16 protein-coding genes and 1 pseudogene are annotated in these 15657 nt (G+C 39.1%); 2 read left to right on the top strand and 15 right to left on the bottom strand.

Translation table 11 applies throughout. From position 1 onward, the window contains the following. Nucleotides 1-26: 26 nt before the first annotated feature. Nucleotides 27-824 (bottom strand): class I SAM-dependent methyltransferase, encoded by a 798-nt coding sequence (locus LG307_RS10245; RefSeq protein WP_404450158.1) that lies wholly within the window; start codon nt 822-824, stop codon nt 27-29. A 378-nt stretch (nt 825-1202) separates the two neighbouring features. Here LG307_RS10245 and LG307_RS10240 point away from each other — a divergent pair, with 378 nt between their 5' ends. Then, nucleotides 1203-2045: an alpha/beta fold hydrolase gene (locus LG307_RS10240; protein ID WP_404450431.1), complete on the top strand. Its 843-nt coding sequence runs from the start codon at nt 1203-1205 to the stop codon at nt 2043-2045. 66 nt (nt 2046-2111) lie between these two features. Here LG307_RS10240 and LG307_RS10235 read toward each other — a convergent pair whose 3' ends face one another. The 12 genes and pseudogenes from LG307_RS10235 to LG307_RS10180 form a co-directional block, all read right to left on the bottom strand. Then, nucleotides 2112-3017: an alpha/beta hydrolase gene (locus LG307_RS10235; protein ID WP_404450157.1), complete on the bottom strand. Its 906-nt coding sequence runs from the start codon at nt 3015-3017 to the stop codon at nt 2112-2114. A 153-nt stretch (nt 3018-3170) separates the two neighbouring features. Beyond that, entirely contained in the window at nt 3171-3968 is a 798-nt protein-coding gene (locus tag LG307_RS10230; protein WP_404450156.1) for a carbon-nitrogen hydrolase family protein, read from the bottom strand. Nucleotides 3969-3990: 22 nt separating this feature from the next. Next, nucleotides 3991-4437: an NUDIX hydrolase gene (locus LG307_RS10225; protein WP_404450155.1), complete on the bottom strand. Its 447-nt coding sequence runs from the start codon at nt 4435-4437 to the stop codon at nt 3991-3993. A 196-nt stretch (nt 4438-4633) separates the two neighbouring features. Further along, nucleotides 4634-5287 (bottom strand): annotated as a pseudogene (locus LG307_RS10220) (Type 1 glutamine amidotransferase-like domain-containing protein). A gap of 255 nt (nt 5288-5542) precedes the next feature. Then, entirely contained in the window at nt 5543-5692 is a 150-nt protein-coding gene (locus tag LG307_RS10215; protein ID WP_088090641.1) for a hypothetical protein, read from the bottom strand. A 264-nt stretch (nt 5693-5956) separates the two neighbouring features. Further along, nucleotides 5957-7756: an ABC transporter ATP-binding protein gene (locus tag LG307_RS10210; protein ID WP_404450154.1), complete on the bottom strand. Its 1800-nt coding sequence runs from the start codon at nt 7754-7756 to the stop codon at nt 5957-5959. 3 nt (nt 7757-7759) lie between these two features. Continuing rightward, on the bottom strand, nt 7760-9508 hold the full coding sequence (locus tag LG307_RS10205; RefSeq protein WP_404450153.1) for an ABC transporter transmembrane domain-containing protein: 1749 nt from the start codon (nt 9506-9508) through the stop codon (nt 7760-7762). 131 nt (nt 9509-9639) lie between these two features. After that, nucleotides 9640-9858: a YneF family protein gene (locus LG307_RS10200; RefSeq protein WP_010193468.1), complete on the bottom strand. Its 219-nt coding sequence runs from the start codon at nt 9856-9858 to the stop codon at nt 9640-9642. Nucleotides 9859-9949: 91 nt separating this feature from the next. Then, the gene (sirA, locus tag LG307_RS10195) at nt 9950-10381 is read right to left on the bottom strand and encodes a sporulation inhibitor of replication protein SirA (RefSeq protein ID WP_404450152.1); all 432 of its coding nucleotides are present in this window, start codon (nt 10379-10381) and stop codon (nt 9950-9952) included. A gap of 166 nt (nt 10382-10547) precedes the next feature. Continuing rightward, entirely contained in the window at nt 10548-12554 is a 2007-nt protein-coding gene (tkt, locus tag LG307_RS10190) for a transketolase (RefSeq protein WP_404450151.1), read from the bottom strand. Nucleotides 12555-12646: 92 nt separating this feature from the next. Next, the gene (locus LG307_RS10185; protein ID WP_404450150.1) at nt 12647-12877 is read right to left on the bottom strand and encodes a DUF896 domain-containing protein; all 231 of its coding nucleotides are present in this window, start codon (nt 12875-12877) and stop codon (nt 12647-12649) included. 45 nt (nt 12878-12922) lie between these two features. Next, nucleotides 12923-13597 carry a recombinase family protein gene (locus LG307_RS10180; RefSeq protein WP_404450149.1) on the bottom strand — a complete coding sequence of 225 codons (675 nt, stop codon included), beginning with the start codon at nt 13595-13597 and terminating at the stop codon, nt 12923-12925. Nucleotides 13598-13735: 138 nt separating this feature from the next. Between LG307_RS10180 and lexA the strand changes: the two genes are divergently transcribed. Further along, complete coding sequence (lexA, locus tag LG307_RS10175; RefSeq protein ID WP_404450148.1) at nt 13736-14347, top strand: transcriptional repressor LexA; 612 nt, start codon at nt 13736-13738, stop codon at nt 14345-14347. A 30-nt stretch (nt 14348-14377) separates the two neighbouring features. Here lexA and LG307_RS10170 read toward each other — a convergent pair whose 3' ends face one another. Together LG307_RS10170 and LG307_RS10165 are read right to left on the bottom strand one after the other, a co-directional pair. Continuing rightward, nucleotides 14378-15445, bottom strand: coding sequence for a nucleoside hydrolase (locus tag LG307_RS10170; RefSeq protein ID WP_404450147.1), 1068 nt, complete (start codon nt 15443-15445; stop codon nt 14378-14380). After that, nucleotides 15408-15641 (bottom strand): phage holin, encoded by a 234-nt coding sequence (locus LG307_RS10165; RefSeq protein ID WP_404450146.1) that lies wholly within the window; start codon nt 15639-15641, stop codon nt 15408-15410. The genes LG307_RS10170 and LG307_RS10165 overlap by 38 nt, the downstream gene beginning before the upstream one ends. Between the last annotated feature and the right edge of the window lie 16 nt (nt 15642-15657).

The following is a 15657-nucleotide window of genomic DNA, read 5'->3' as shown; positions in this document are numbered from 1 at the left end:
AGATTAGAAAGCTAGAATTTAAGTATTTATCTTTTAGCCAAAATCGTAAAAAGTCCCGGAATATTATGTTCTATGTTTTCAGGAGAATTTTGCGGGAACGCCCATCTAATACCTGCTTCTTCTTTTAAACTTTCCATTGTTAACCCTGCAGAAATAACTGCTGTAACGATTTCACCTATTCCCCATTTTCGTATACTATTTTTCTGTAATTTATCTCGTTCTTTTTCTGATAATAGAGAACTATATGCTACCTCGACTTCTTTTACTTCCTCTTCAAAATAATTACCATTGGCAACCATTTTATTATCCTCTACATTAATTAGCTTGGAAACAAAAGGGTGATAGTCTCTTAATATAAGTTTCCCACCTGGTTTTAATAGCTTAAACACCAACTCAAATAGAGGATCTAAATCTATGAAATAATGCAAAACACCCAGTTCTAAAAGGACGAAATCATAATCACCTAGTTTTTCTCTAGGAGGTATATTCAGAACATCTGAAACAATATAGTTAAGGCTGACTCCAGCCCTTTCCGCTACTTCTGTTGCATATTGTCTATTTCCTTCAGAAATATCTACCACGGTTACACAAGCTCCTAATAAAGCTAATGACACTGCTTTATTCCCTTTAGATCCTAAAAGATTGATTATCTTTTTCCCTTTAACATCACCCATATATTTTAGGTAATGGGAAACAGTCTGCTCAGGGTTTTCTTTTAATAATCGAGAATAATTACTTGGAGATCCGTGGCGATTCACCCAGGCTTGATAAGCTGCCTGATTCCAACCAATCTTATTTATTCTACTAAGCTCCTTTTGATTCATTTGCTCCCCACCTTCTATCAAAATCTACATAAATTCACCAGTAGTGCCAACCCTAATTAATACCAATTATTTCATAATCTATAAATTCCTACAATAAGTGATTTTTCGTTCTGGCCAAAAAAAATTGAGTGCTAGCAGTAAAAGAGATTTCATTTTAGTAAGAAAATTTTGGTAGAAGAGGTGGTTACCCTATGCTATATTAATAAATATAGGGATGAATACCTGATTAAATTGCATTTTGAAGGAGGCCTCGTCATGATTATCAAGTGGATTCGACTGCGATAATTAAAGGTGTGGCCAATCATGCTCCGGAAAGAGTTTATTGATCTGCGCCTTAGTACCGGCGATTTAGATAATAAATATTACGGAGGTAAAGATATGAGTGAACAGATACTGAAAATAAATAAAGTGGAGATTTGTACTGAAAGTTTTGGAAATCCTAAGGATCCTGCTGTCCTATTAATCATGGGAGCAATGTCTTCATTAGACTGGTGGGACGAGGACTTTTGTCTCCAACTCGCTGATCAAGGAAGGTTTGTTATTCGGTACGATCATCGGGATCTGGGACGATCGACGATCTATGATCCTGGTACTTCCAACTACAAAATTACGGACTTGGCTGACGATGCGGTGGGAGTTCTGGATGCCTATTCCATTGCAAAGGCTCATATAGTTGGTATGTCTATGGGTGGTATGATTGGCCAGATTATTGCCTTAAGATACCCTGAACGCATACTAACCCTTACGCTTATTGCATCAAGTGTGTTTGGAACCACGATGGAAAGTTTGCCACCAATGGATCAGAGCATCCTGGATCACCATGCAAAAAGCGCTTATATAGATTGGTCGGACCCAGAGGCAGTTATTCCATATCTTGCGGATGGATGGAAAACATTAGCTGGTGCCAAACCTTATGAGCAGGAAAGAATATATAGACTGGCGGAAAGAGAAGCTAATCGTGCCAAACAGCTACCGAGCAGATTTAATCATGCCATGCTGCAAGGCGGCGGAGAGTATTACGATAGGATGGGAGAAATCAAGTCACCATCACTCATTGTTCATGGTACAGCAGATCCAGCTCTCCCATACGAGCACGGTCTCGCACTTGTGAAGTCCATTCCCCATGCTGAATTAGTGACTCTTAATGGATCGGGGCATGAGATTCATAGTGAAGATTGGGATCAAATTATAGAATCCGTTATAAATCATAGTTCGCGATAAAAGGTAACCTTAAATATAAAATTAAAAGCCCACTATCTCTTTTATAACGAGATAGTGTGCTTTTCTTTAAAGCGAAGACGAATGCGAGATTCCTCGACCTGCTTCTCTAATTTTCCGAGCTATCAGCACCCAAGCCTCGTTCGCTTTTTCTTTTGGGCCTAGATGGGTAAATGCATGATAACAATCTTCGAAAATTACCTCTTGAACGTTTATCCCTGCTGCTCTTAATTTCTCCGCATACTGTTCGGCTTCTGGTCTAAAAGCGTCGTACTCAGCGATGATCATTAGAGCAGAAGCTAAATGACCAAATATCTCAGCATGTATAGGCGATGCTAGGGGATTCCGGGCTTGCTCTTTTCCAGGAACATAACACATGTTGATAAAATTTGCGACTTGCGGATAGCGAGCCCGCCACTTATCTGGTTCTGGTTTATCACCATGCGGGGTGACAAAATCTAGCATAGGACAGGATAACACTTGGAGTAGTGGTTGATTGTCCCCTCTTTCTTCAAGGTACAGGCATAGGGCTGCAGCGATATTTGCGCCTGAGCTTTGTCCGCCGACCATGATTTTTTCCTTATCAATATGCAACTCATCTGCTCTATTTTTCAACCATTGAAGAATCTCATAGCCCTCCTCAATTGGTTTTGGAAAAGGAAACTCCGGTGCTTTGCCATAATCAACATTAACAACCACACATTCTGCTTGATTGGAAAGAAAGCGGCAATAAGGATCATCCATCTCCTTTTCGTTCATAATAAACGCTCCACCATGGAAATTGATATAAACAGGTAACTTATTCTGCTGTGCTTCCAAAGGATAGTATAAAGCTATTCTTGTGCGTTGAACGGATGTTTCAACTATCATATCTTTTTTTATTTTCACCTGATGCAGAGGAACCATAGCTGTTTTCTTTGCTTGATTAGGTAACAGACGGAGTATTTTAGCAATTATGGTCGTGAATGTTATCATACATTTTACCTCCCTTTGCGAAAAGCCAACTCACGATATTGATCAATTTCTTTAAGTTTTTCAATAACTTTATTCAAGTATATTCACCTACCTATTTTCAAACTTATGGTATGAATTTGTTTAAGATATAAGAATCCATTAGTTCACTAACTATTACTGCCTACTATTGTTTAAAGGACCAACAGTTATTACATTTAATAAATCTTTTCTACTCTGGCTCAAATACCAATTAGAATTTCCACTTAGATTTATTTGTATTCTTTCTATTGACTCATAATCCACTTCTAGCATTTTAATTACTTTCCCCTTTGGTGAGACTACCATTGATGAACAGCCTTGTTCTTCATGTGCAATATTTGACGAAATAACATAACGTTGATTTTCTGCTGCACGACTAATTAAGTGAGCGTTCCAAATATCAAGTTCTTCGAAATCGATAATGTTAGTAAGATAAAAAATAATATCCGCACCATTCAAAGAAAGGAACTTCCATTGTTCAGGAAAACGTATCTCTCGACATATTTGAATAGCACCTTTGAAAGATGCTTTGCCGATTTCCAAGTTGAAACAAGAGAGAACGTTTCCCTCTTTGAGGATTCCTCTTTCGTGTATTGCCAGATTAACCTTTTTATAGATATGTTTAATTCCCTCGGGAGATATGTAAATTCCTGCATTATACCAACTACCCTCTTCCCTTATACAGGAACCAAATATCAAATGAACATTGTGTTTTTTCGTAAATAATTGAAGTTTGAATAGTGCTTGCTCAATTTCAAGAGCAATATTAACGTTTAGAAACTCCAGGTTATGAGCGTATCCTGATAAACAGCCTTCAGGCAATACCACGATATCATTCTCATTAGTTTGTGTTATCAAATTCATCATTTTCTTAAGATTCTCTGAAACATTAAGTGTTGGTTTGAATTGGGCTACAGCAATAGTTAGTGTCATTAATATCTCCTAAGCTGTAATTTTATTTTCTATTAACATAGTCCTCAATAAACCCTTTATCATTATTGTTTAATTTACTAGGCAAATTACCGGCGGCAAAATATTTCATATCTTTTGACTCGTTAAAATCTATCTTTAAATTCCCACTTACATCTTTGGTATAATAAACGGCTGTTGCCGAAAATAATTCGTCCCCATTTGAAACTTTTAAGTAATACTTTGAACCAGAGTACACATTAAGTAGTTTTAGATTGGCAACAGTTAACCCTGTTTCTTCAAAAACTTCTCTTTTCGCCACTTCTTCAAAACTTTCCCCGAGATCCATTAAACCACCTGGCAATCCCCAATTTCCATTTAGCCTTTTTTGCAATAATATCTCATAATTTTCATTTAAAATGATAACAACAGATCCAGGTAAAATAACTGGTTTTTGACCCACATACTGCCTTAAATATTTAAAGTATTCCACAATTGCCCCACCCTTTTTATATCGTTAAATTCGCGCTAATCCATGTCACAGGATCCTCACCTTTTAAACATATAAATTTAAAAAATTAATGCCGAAGGTACAAAAAACCGTATAACAAAGCCCCACCAACTATCACACCTCTATAATGGAGTATAAAAATTTGCAAAATGAAGTTTTAAAAAACCATTAACTTCCCCTAGAGGGTTACATTCAATTTCTTAATCCTTGAGTTGGAAATTAAATATACATTACCAAAAATGTCGATTTCATCTCCCTTTACACGTACAGCGCAATCTTTGTTTGACGCATATATATTCATTTCTTGCGATAAGGGAGATAATTCGCTTAGCACCTGCGCAGTATTATTTTCAAGATCATAATGAGAAAGGACGGAAAAATCGTCAAGGCCAATTCCATTTAAATAGAGCTTGTGTCAACTTTATATCCAAGGTTTTTCGAGCAAATCCATTTAGCGGACATATTGATTGAACCAGCGCTTGCCCCCATCACAACGGCTCTGCTTTTTAATCAAATCCGACAATTCATATTCCATCAAAAAATCATTTTGTTTAAGCGTATTTCCACCCAGTAAGAAAATGACTGAAGCACTTTTAATTAATGTTTGGGCATCTTCCTTCTGTAGCCTATAATTAACTAAATGATATTCCTCAAATTCAATGCCCGCGCGGTCCAGCCACGATCGCTCAATAGCACCATCATCTTCATAAATAGATGGATTCGAGCTAATCATAACAATCGATTTTCTATCAATAATATCCTCTTGTAACACCCTGCCCAATCTCTCAGGTATAAAATTGTTAAACCAACCTAAATAATAGTGAGTTTTCATAAGTCCCCCATAGCATATAAGAAATTACGGAAAATGCTTGATACCAATTATTTCATAATCTATAAATTCCTACAATATATTATTCTACTACCTGATTACTTTTTCGAAACTAATGCACTTGAGGTCCCTACTCCAGATAACCCTGTAACAAAAATTACTGCCATAGTGAGCCTCCAATTTTCTATATCAATTAAAAAAAGAACTTCGAATAAGAAAAACATAGGGAGATTTAATCTTCCTATGTTTTCATTCATATTATTTATCTGTTTGTTTTTGCTTCTTTTTCAAATACTCCGCACGTATTTTTTCAAGTTGCTGCTTTTTATCAAATTTAGCGGGTGTCTGTTTTTCATGAAACTTTGTCACAGCTACCTTACCTTTGGTATCCAATTGATATTTCCCCACTTTGTTCACCTACTTTTCTTGTTTTTAAAGAGAATCTATTCAACAAATATAATATACCTTATCTCATATTCGCAAATTAACTCCTGAAGATTCCCAGTCTTATTCAATTAAATGTCCCGTTTGCAATAATACTCCACTCTCACCAAAAATACTACAAAATTCAAGCCATGTTCATTTTCTTATTAGCGGAATACTTAAAGTTTTAAAAAAGAAACAGACTAATTATCATTATGAATTAGTCTGCCATTTAATCTACTAATTTTCTTATGGATTGATTACTGCATTTTCCACCTTGTCTGGTTTTCCATTTTGGAGAAGATACATTTTATGGTATAGCCCTTCGATATTTAATAATTCTTGATGCGTGCCTCTTTCTACGATTTCTCCTTGATGGAGGACTAGGATCTGGTCTGCATCTTGGATAGTTGAAAGACGATGGGCAATAGCGATTGTCGTTCGTCCTTTTCTCATTTTTTCAAGAGCGGTTTGGATGGCTTCCTCTGTTTCTGTATCTATGTTTGCCGTTGCCTCATCAAGAACGAGAATCTTTGGTTTGGTTGCAATGGTACGGGCGAATGCAACCAGCTGCCGCTGCCCACTGGAGAATGTTGCCCCTCTTTCCACAACCAGCTGCTCATATTTATCAGGCAATTTCTTAATAAATGAGTCTGCCTGAACGAATTCAGCCGCTGCTTTTATCTCTTGATATGTGATGGATGGGTCATGCAAGCGAATATTATGATTGATTGTCCCATAGAAAAGAAATGGATCTTGCAACACTAGCCCCATATTTTTTCGAAGCTCCTGATCTTCGAAATACTTCAGAGGAAACCCATCAATAAGCACTTCTCCTTTTTCAATCTGGTAAAATCTCATTAAAAGATTGATAATGGAACTTTTCCCGCTTCCGGTGTGGCCCACAAGTGCTACTGTTTCACCAGGTTTTGCTGTAAAAGATATATCCTTTAATACATCTCTCTTCCCGTCATAGGAAAAGGTGACGTTTTTAAATTCTATTTCACCAGATACTATGGACGGTGAGCTTAGCGACTTTTCCGCTGTCGGTGCTAAATCCTTTTCATCAAGCAAATGAAAGACCCTTGAAGCGGAGACGATTGCCTGCTGGTACATAGAAAGTCTCATCATCATTTGATTCACGGGCTCAAAAAATCTCCCTAGGTAATTAACAAATGCATAAAGCACACCTATCTCTATTACATTGCCAATGGAAGATATCCCAAAATAGCTTAGTACGAGTATCAGCGACAGGACATAGACAAAATCGATGGCAGGTCGCAGCAAGAGCCCGTCAAGCTTAATATTCTTCACACCCGCCTGATAGTGCGCTTCGTTAATTTCTGCAAATTCTTTTCTCAGTCTTTTCTCTTGGCGAAATACTTGAATGATGGACATCCCTTGTAATGATTCATTCAGCTTGGCATTCAACTGACTGAGCCGTTCCCTCATATCTGCATAAAATCTAGAACTGAAATGACGGTATGTTGCCATGATGGCGAAAATGATCGGAATGATAAGCAAACAAAAAATAGCTAGTTGAACATTAAGCAGGAACATCGCTATAAAGATACCAATTAAGAACACTCCATTTTGGACGAATGTCGAGATAACACTTACAAACATGTCCTTAATGGCCTCTGTATCATTGGTGACTCTTGATACAATACTGCCTCCGGGCGTCTTATCAAAAAATTTCAATCCTAGGTTTTGAACCTTTGCAAAAATGTCGATCCGAAGCTCTTGGATTATTTTCAACGAAATCTCCTGGAATTTTAAAAGCTGAAAGTACGTTATAATTACTTTTGCGAGTAAGATTCCTATATATAAAGAAGCCAGTGTCACGATCGGACCGGTTTCCATCACTTGCGGTGTTAAGTAATCATCAATGAACACCTTGATGATCAACGGTCCAACTATTTCCCCTACCGTTGCAAGAACGAGTAGGCTAAACGCAAATATAAATTGTTTGGTATGCGGTTTTGCGTATCCCAATAATCTCTTTAATACCTGTCTTTGCTCTTTTGCTGTAATGGTCTTATTGTTCATCTTCTACCCCCCATGCTCCACAAGGGACTCTAATGCCTGACGGTGATACATTTCTCTATACCATCCATCCATATCCATCAACTCCCGGTGGGTACCCTTCTGCACAATGTGCCCATTTTCTAAAACGATAATTATTTGTGCGTGCTGAATGGCACTTAGGCGATGCGAAGTTATGATGGTTGTCTTTCCATGACGGTTTTCTTTTAAAGCATGCAAAATGCTCTCCTCTGTTTTGGCATCCACTGCGGAAAGGGAGTCATCCAGTATTAATAGTTCTGGATTCATTAAGAGCGCTCTTGCGATGGATAATCTTTGCTTCTGTCCACCAGATAAAGAAACCCCGCGCTCCCCCACCATCGTTTGGTAGCCGTCCGTAAATTGGATGATATCCTCATGGATGTTTGCGAGTTTCGCTGCTTGAATAATCTCTTCAAATGTTGCATCCGGCACAGCAAAGGCAATGTTATCAGCTATGGTTGCAGAAAAAAGGAAATGGTCCTGTGGCACATAGCCAATCGCTTTTCGCAGTGCTTCTAAGGAGTATTGCTTTATTGATTTGGAACCAATGGAGATATCTCCTTGAATGCCATCAAATTCTCTGATCAGCATCTTCAGTAATGTTGTTTTTCCACTACCTGTCTTTCCCACAACCCCAAGCGTCTGCCCTTGTTTTAACAGAAGATGAATATCTTTTAAAAGGGCTTCATTCTCTGTGGGGTATGTAAAGGTCTGCACATTGTATTCAATATCACCTGTTGGTACCGTTTCAATAGCCCCTTGCATATCCTGTATGTCTACTTCCTCTTTCATTAGTGCAGAAACCCGGTCATATGAAGCTCTACCTCGTTCGACAATGTTGAAAAGCCATCCAAATGCCAGCATCGGCCAAATCAACAGCCCCAAATAAGTGGTGAATGCGATAAGTTCCCCGATGGTTAATTCTCCTGTCATGACATACCTAGAGCCAAAAGCGATGGCAAGAAAAAAGGAAATACCGATGATCAGCCCGATAGTAGGGTCAAAAAGGGCATCTATTTTTGCAACCGTAACGTTCTTTTTCACTACATCTTCTGCCTGTTTTTCAAATTCCTCTATTTCTTCTTTTTCCTGTCCAAAGGTTTTGACCACTTTTATTCCATTTACACTTTCTTGCACTTTGTCATTGAGGGATGAAAAGGCAGCCTGTGCTTTATGGAACGTTCTGTGAAGCAGCGTACCATAGTAGTTGGTTGCTATCGCCATGATTGGCAGTGGAATCAGACAAATCAGCGTCAATTTCCAACTGATTGTTGCTGCCATGGCAATGAGTACAAATCCCCCGGTCATCAAAGAATCGACAAGAGTTAATACTCCTGCGCCTGCAGTCTGTTGAATGGCTTGCAGGTCATTTGTCGAGTGGGCCATCAAATCCCCAACACGTCTGCGTTGATAAAAGCTTGCCGACATTTTTGTAAAATGCTCGTATAAATTATTGCGTAATAACCTGGCAAGTCTTACTGCCGGGCCGAAAATCATGATTCTCCATAGATATCTTAAGATGTAAACTATTACTGCTGTTCCTAAGAGTATCAGCATAAGTTGGAGAATAATTTCCCTCGTAAGGGTACCATCGACAATGTGATCGACTGTCATTCCGACAATTCTTGGCGGAATTAATTCTAGGAATGCAACAAGAGCAAGGAGAAGCACCCCAGGTATGTATGACTTTCGTTCCTGTTTAAAAAACCACCAAAGGTCTTTAAAAATACTCATGGACTTTCCCCCGATTTATATATCTATGTTCAACTATAACAGTTTAGCAAATATTCAAATTTTTAGAAAGATACTTTTTATAGCGTTTTTTGGCAAAAAGAAAAAGCACCCGTATGTGAGTGCTTTTTCATTTATTTCATTTGCTTATTCATCGCAGACATCATCTGATTAATTTTCTTTTGGGATGGTTTCATTCCCATTTGCATCATCATCACGCGAAGCATTTGCTCATTAATTGGTGGATTTTTCTTTAGGTAAGTCATCATGTACTTACGGGCGATGAAAAATCCTAGTGCAACCCCAGCAATCAATGCTAGAACTACAATAAGAATCCAAATCCATGTTTCCATTAAAAAATTTCCTCCTCAAAACTAGGTCTACCAATGTAGTGTACTAAACTAAAACCTATTATACAACATTTTCCGATACATTTCTCACCTATTAAACAAATTTTCTTTGTTTGATTGGTTGCAGCCAGCCATATCGATTTGAGCTGGCGTCTACTGCAAGAAAGTATGGTGCTTGTTTACGTATAATTTCAAAGAAGATTGCCTCTGCTTCAAATGATCCCGTCGAAGAAAGCTTTAGGTACTTTTCGAAAATAGATAGCTTTGCGGTGGAATGTTCCTTCTCTATTTTATACTGATAGGCCACTCGTTTGTAACCTTCCTTATTCTTTAAGGTTTGTTCTAATGATTGCTGAAGCGGGAAGGTCGGAACTGGGAGCGTAACATAATCCACTTGCCGTTTGATGATGGAACGAAGTGGTTCCTCTTGTTCGTATTGCTGAAAAAGCTGAAATAGTTTCAACTCATTACCAGAGTAATGTTTTGCTACTTCTTCCTCTATCAAATAAATCATATATTGGCGCAAACGAAACCCTCCTATCACTTCTTTTCTTTTATTATAGAGAATGAAAGAGAAGAGTTTTGTCTTATAGTGTAGTTGGCAAGGGGCTATTTTTAGCAATAAATGTCGAATTCGAAAAAAAATGAGCATTGCCTATAAAATCGGCAATGCTCACTTACATTTAGAGTGTTTATTTATCTAATAATGCTTTCACTCGAGCGACTACATTTTCAGTCGTGAAACCATATTCCTTCATAATGCGCTCTCCAGGTGCTGATGCGCCAAATCCGTTGATTGCAAGGATATCTCCTTCATCTCCAGTATAGCGCTCCCATCCAAGTGGAGTAGCCATTTCGATTCCAAGACGTTTTTTTACATCTTTAGGCAGAACAGAATTTTTGTATTCCTGTGATTGTAGCTCAAAGCGATCCCATGAAGGCATGCTGATTACAGATACGTGAATGCCGTCTTGCTGTAATGCTTGTTGCGCTTCTATAGCAAGTCCTACTTCAGAACCAGTTGCAAGGATAAGTGCATCTGCTGTATCTTTTCCAGCTTTGGAAATAACATAAGCACCCTTACGAACACCCTCCAGTGCAGTCTCATCCGTTCCTTTAATCGTTGGTAGGTTTTGACGAGTCAATACAAGAGCAGTTGGTGTCTTTTCAGATTCTAAAGCCACTTTCCATGCTGCAGCCGTCTCGTTACCATCTGCAGGACGGATAACAGAAAGGTTAGGCATTGCGCGTAGTGAAGGTAGTTGTTCAATCGGCTCATGAGTCGGGCCATCTTCCCCTACTGCAATAGAGTCATGTGTGAACACATATGTTACTGGTAGCTGTTGAAGCGCTGCTAATCGAATCGCAGGACGCAAGTAGTCAGAGAATACAAAGAACGTTCCACCGTAGACTCTTAACCCTCCGTGAAGCGCCATACCGTTCATGGCAGCACCCATTGCAAATTCACGAACGCCAAACCAGATATTGCGGCCACTGTAGTCTTCCGCTGTAAAGTCTGCTTCATTTTTAATATTTGTTTTGTTAGAACCAGCCAAGTCAGCAGATCCACCAAAGAAGTAAGGTACTTGTTTGGCAATAGCGTTAAGTACTTCACCGGAAGAGGCACGGGAAGCCAAGCTTTTCCCTTCTTCATAGACAGGAATTTCAGAATCCCATCCTTCAGGAAGTTCGCCTTTCATTGCAGATTCAAGCTGTTTTCCAAGCTCTGGGTATTTTGTTTTGTAAGCATCAAACATCTCATTCCATTCTGCTTCCACTTTTGCACCTTTGTCTGCAACTGTTTCACGGAAATGAGTATAAACTTCTTCAGGAACATGGAAATCTTTCTCAAAAGTCCACTTGTATGCTTCTTTTGTTAGTTTCAATTCGTCTGAGCCTAGTGGCGCACCATGAACATCTGACTTACCTGCACGGTTTGGTGAACCGTAACCAATGGTAGTTTTTACTTCGATCATGGTTGGACGGGAAAGGTCACCGTGTGCTTCTTCCACTGCTGCCGCGATTTCCTCTAAATTGTTTCCATCTTCCACACGGATATATTGCCAGCCGTATCCTTTGAAACGCGTTTCAATGCTTTCAGAGAAGGAACGATCTAGATCACCATCAAGTGAAATATCATTAGAATCGTAAAGTACGATAAAACGTCCCAATTTCAAGTGGGAAGCAAGAGAAGCAGCTTCTCCGGAAACACCCTCCATCAGGTCTCCATCACCGCAAATACTGTATGTAAAGTGATTCACAAGTTCCATACCTTCTTTATTGTAGGTTGCAGCCAAATGGCGTTCTGCCATTGCCATACCAACACCCATTGCGATACCTTGTCCTAGAGGGCCAGTTGTTGCGTCAACACCAGGAGTGTGTCCAAATTCAGGGTGTCCTGGAGTTTTGCTACCCCATTGACGGAATTCTTTCAAGTCATTCATGGATACATCATATCCGCCTAAATGTAAAAGGCTATAAAGTAACATGGAACCGTGACCTGCTGAAAGTACAAAGCGGTCTCTATTGAACCAGTTTGGGTTCTTTGGGTTGTGGTTCATGAACCTTGTCCATAAAGAATAACCCATTGGTGCAGCACCCATTGGCATACCTGGGTGACCAGAGTTGGCTTTTTCAATTGCATCGATAGATAAAGTACGAATTGTGTTAATGGAAAGTTGATCTATATGTTGTGTCATCTTATCCACCCTTTCTCTCTTTAACTTATTTTTTCATGGAAAAATTCTATTTTATCATAAATAGTATGTTCCAATGTTCTGAAAAAAAGCGATTAATGCTTTAAATTCTTTTTTGTTTCTTTTAATTTCTCAGGCGTAACATCATTTCCTTCCGGATCCACGATTGTTACCCCCTGAAGGGTATTATCCATGGAAGCACGGAATGTTTTGATATATTCCTGGCGAAGCTTTTGTTGCTCAACAGTTTCATCCTGCGTAAGACCTTCGCTTTTCGCCTTTTTGGATAGTGCATTGATTCTTGCAATTTTTTCTTTTGATAGCATAGAAAACTCCTTCTTTCTTCCTTGTGAAGATATGCTTTTATCTTACTAGAGAGGTTCTTTTTTTACAAGCAAACCGGTGTCGTTCTCCTCCATATACTCCCGATACCTTCTGTTTACCGTCGCCTTGGACACGTCATACCCAAGTCCTCTTAATGTGGCAGCGATATCATGAAAAGTAAGTTTGTTTTTTCTAAGCCTTACAATTTCCTCAATCGGGACATCAATCTTCTCTCGTCCGGGACTCATATGTAGATTGGAAAGGTTTTTTGTGGGATCATATCCGCGCTTCACCGCACGTTGCATCCCTCTTTTGATTTTCAAGTTATGCAGCTTTCTTTGGTATTCCTCAACAATTGCCACAATATCCATGACCATCGAATCAGAATCGGATAACCTCAATTCCCCATTATCCGTAATAGAAAATATCTTTATTTCATGCTTTCTCAACCAATGCAAAAAAGCAATTTTGGCGTTCCCTCTTCCAAGTCTTGTTTCATCTTGAATAAGCAGGACATCAATATGCTCACTTGAAATAAGCTCAATTATTTGAAAAACCCCTTCACGGTCCAAATCGTACCCGCTAGCCTGCTCCTCCACTACTTGAATAATATCAATACCTCGATTTGCCGCTAATGAAATTAACTCTTCCTTTTGACGGGAAAGCGATGTTTCTTGTGTGTCCTTTTTGGTACTTACACGGCAATAAATAATTCCCTTCATATATGATTTCCTCCAACATTCTATTAAACTATTATTATCAAGCGAACATATATTCTTGTCAATAATTCGAACTTATGTTTGTATTTCACCCTAAAACATGCTATACTATCAGTACTATTAATGATAGAGGTGCGGCATATGAAACTATCAAAAAGACAACAGGACATATTGGATTACATAAAAAAAGAAGTTCAAGCAAAAGGATATCCACCTTCCGTTCGTGAAATCGGGGAAGCGGTTGGACTTGCTTCCAGTTCCACTGTACATGGTCATCTAGCGCGGCTCGAAAGCAAAGGTCTCATACGCCGAGACCCCACTAAACCGAGAGCCATTGAAATAATGGAAGACGAATTGGTACCAAAAATCTCCGCAGTCAACGTCCCAATTATCGGTAAAGTTACCGCAGGGCAGCCAATTACAGCCATCGAGAATGTGGAAGATTACTTTCCGCTTCCTGACCGCTATGTCGCGCCAGACGAGCAAGTCTTCATGCTCGAGGTCATGGGGGACAGTATGATTGAAGCGGGGATCCTTGATGGGGACTATGTCATCGTTCGTCAACAGCAGTCTGCCAACAACGGAGACATCGTTGTCGCCATGACCGAAGACGATGAAGCTACCGTCAAACGTTTCTTTAAAGAAAAAGACTATATCCGATTACAACCTGAAAACTCTACATTAGAACCCATTATCGTTCGCAATGTGAGCATTCTAGGAAAAGTGATTGGCGTGTACCGTAATATTCACTAAAAAAAGCCGTTCACCGGCTTTTTTCTTTTTTTATACTGTTCCGTTCACTTCACCAATGTTAACCCGTATAAAATCAGCTATAAAATCATTATAATCAAAATCCAGCGCAATATAATGCTCCTTTTCCGGTTCTTTGTATACCATTCTCATATCCGCTACACTTAACCCTTTATTTCCATCAACGGTTGCAATCCTCACATCTCTTTTGATTGTATACGTTTTATCTTTGTTTAATAAATAGTAGAGGGTAAAGACATCATGCACTGGGGAACCATCTATTCCTGGCATCACTTGATCATAAAATGTTGCATAATAATTGGTGACTGCTGGTATCAAGTATTTATAAGGACTATTGGTGTGATTAAAAATAAATGTTGCCATATCCCTTGTCACTATTGCTCTATTTGTCACATTGAGCGGTGTTATATATACTTTTTTCGCTTGATTCAAAATAACATTGGTGGCAATCGGGTCTCCCCAAAAATTCGCTTCCGCCAAATCTGTTACATTCCCGGGAACCATAAACGCTCCTCCCATAAGGTATACTTCTTTCACTTGTTCCATGAGTTCTGGTCGGAGGTTATAAGCAAAAGCAAGGGATGTTTGCCTGCCAACGTCTACTATTACTATGTCCTCTATATTCTTTTCGATAATATCGAACATAATCTCAAAAGGACTGACATCTGCTCTAAAATCTTCTGGTGGAATAATCGGGCCCAACCCCTGAGGTCCATGGATTTCAGGATAATAAATGGTATGCGTTCCGCTGAGAGGCTGAGACGTTCCCCTCATCACAGGGATATCCGTCCGACCTGCCAAAGCAAGAAGAAAAGCTGCATTTCTAGTGGCATCATTGACGGATACATTTCCATACCCTGTTACAATCCCCATCAGTTCAATCTTTGGGTGCATTAATGCATAGATTATCGCTAATGAATCATCTATTCCTGGATCTGCGAAAAGTAATATTTTCATCGTCCCCACTCTCCACCAATCATAATAGAATGTCTGTAGTAAATGAGAAAAAACCAAGGTAGGATACCTCGGTTCCAAAGGCCGTTTATTTCTCTCTGCTTCTAGCTTTTTCTGTCCAATCATTGTCTTTCCACCATGCAATAATGGCTGCAACAGCTGTCCAAATTAAACTGAATAATTGCTCTAACTCCGCTTCTGTAATAGGCAGAGGCGATTTCCCATAAACGACGAGCAGCTGATTTACAAGAGCAAAGGCAAGAAACAGGATTCGGAACCAAGCACCTTTTGACACGGGTCTGATTTGTTTTGGTTCTGACATCTCACAATCCCCCTCT

The organism is Sutcliffiella horikoshii (assembly GCF_044809035.1).
Classification (GTDB): Bacteria; Bacillota; Bacilli; order Bacillales; family Bacillaceae_I; genus Sutcliffiella_A; species Sutcliffiella_A horikoshii_G.
Note: the sequence above shows the minus strand (reverse complement) of the source record. Positions and strands in the feature narration are given on the sequence as shown.

What these genes read in the sequence shown, in the direction of transcription:
- LG307_RS10245 (WP_404450158.1), bottom strand. Translation starts at nt 824, where the DNA reads ATGAATCAAAAGGAGCTTAGTAGAATAAATAAGATTGGTTGGAATCAG.
- LG307_RS10240 (WP_404450431.1), top strand. Translation starts at nt 1,203, where the DNA reads ATGAGTGAACAGATACTGAAAATAAATAAAGTGGAGATTTGTACTGAA.
- LG307_RS10235 (WP_404450157.1), bottom strand. Translation starts at nt 3,017, where the DNA reads ATGATAACATTCACGACCATAATTGCTAAAATACTCCGTCTGTTACCT.
- LG307_RS10230 (WP_404450156.1), bottom strand. Translation starts at nt 3,968, where the DNA reads ATGACACTAACTATTGCTGTAGCCCAATTCAAACCAACACTTAATGTT.
- LG307_RS10210 (WP_404450154.1), bottom strand. Translation starts at nt 7,756, where the DNA reads ATGAACAATAAGACCATTACAGCAAAAGAGCAAAGACAGGTATTAAAG.
- LG307_RS10205 (WP_404450153.1), bottom strand. Translation starts at nt 9,508, where the DNA reads ATGAGTATTTTTAAAGACCTTTGGTGGTTTTTTAAACAGGAACGAAAG.
- LG307_RS10200 (WP_010193468.1), bottom strand. Translation starts at nt 9,858, where the DNA reads ATGGAAACATGGATTTGGATTCTTATTGTAGTTCTAGCATTGATTGCT.
- tkt (WP_404450151.1), bottom strand. Translation starts at nt 12,554, where the DNA reads ATGACACAACATATAGATCAACTTTCCATTAACACAATTCGTACTTTA.
- LG307_RS10185 (WP_404450150.1), bottom strand. Translation starts at nt 12,877, where the DNA reads ATGCTATCAAAAGAAAAAATTGCAAGAATCAATGCACTATCCAAAAAG.
- LG307_RS10180 (WP_404450149.1), bottom strand. Translation starts at nt 13,597, where the DNA reads ATGAAGGGAATTATTTATTGCCGTGTAAGTACCAAAAAGGACACACAA.
- lexA (WP_404450148.1), top strand. Translation starts at nt 13,736, where the DNA reads ATGAAACTATCAAAAAGACAACAGGACATATTGGATTACATAAAAAAA.
- LG307_RS10170 (WP_404450147.1), bottom strand. Translation starts at nt 15,445, where the DNA reads ATGATTGGACAGAAAAAGCTAGAAGCAGAGAGAAATAAACGGCCTTTG.
- LG307_RS10165 (WP_404450146.1), bottom strand. Translation starts at nt 15,641, where the DNA reads ATGTCAGAACCAAAACAAATCAGACCCGTGTCAAAAGGTGCTTGGTTC.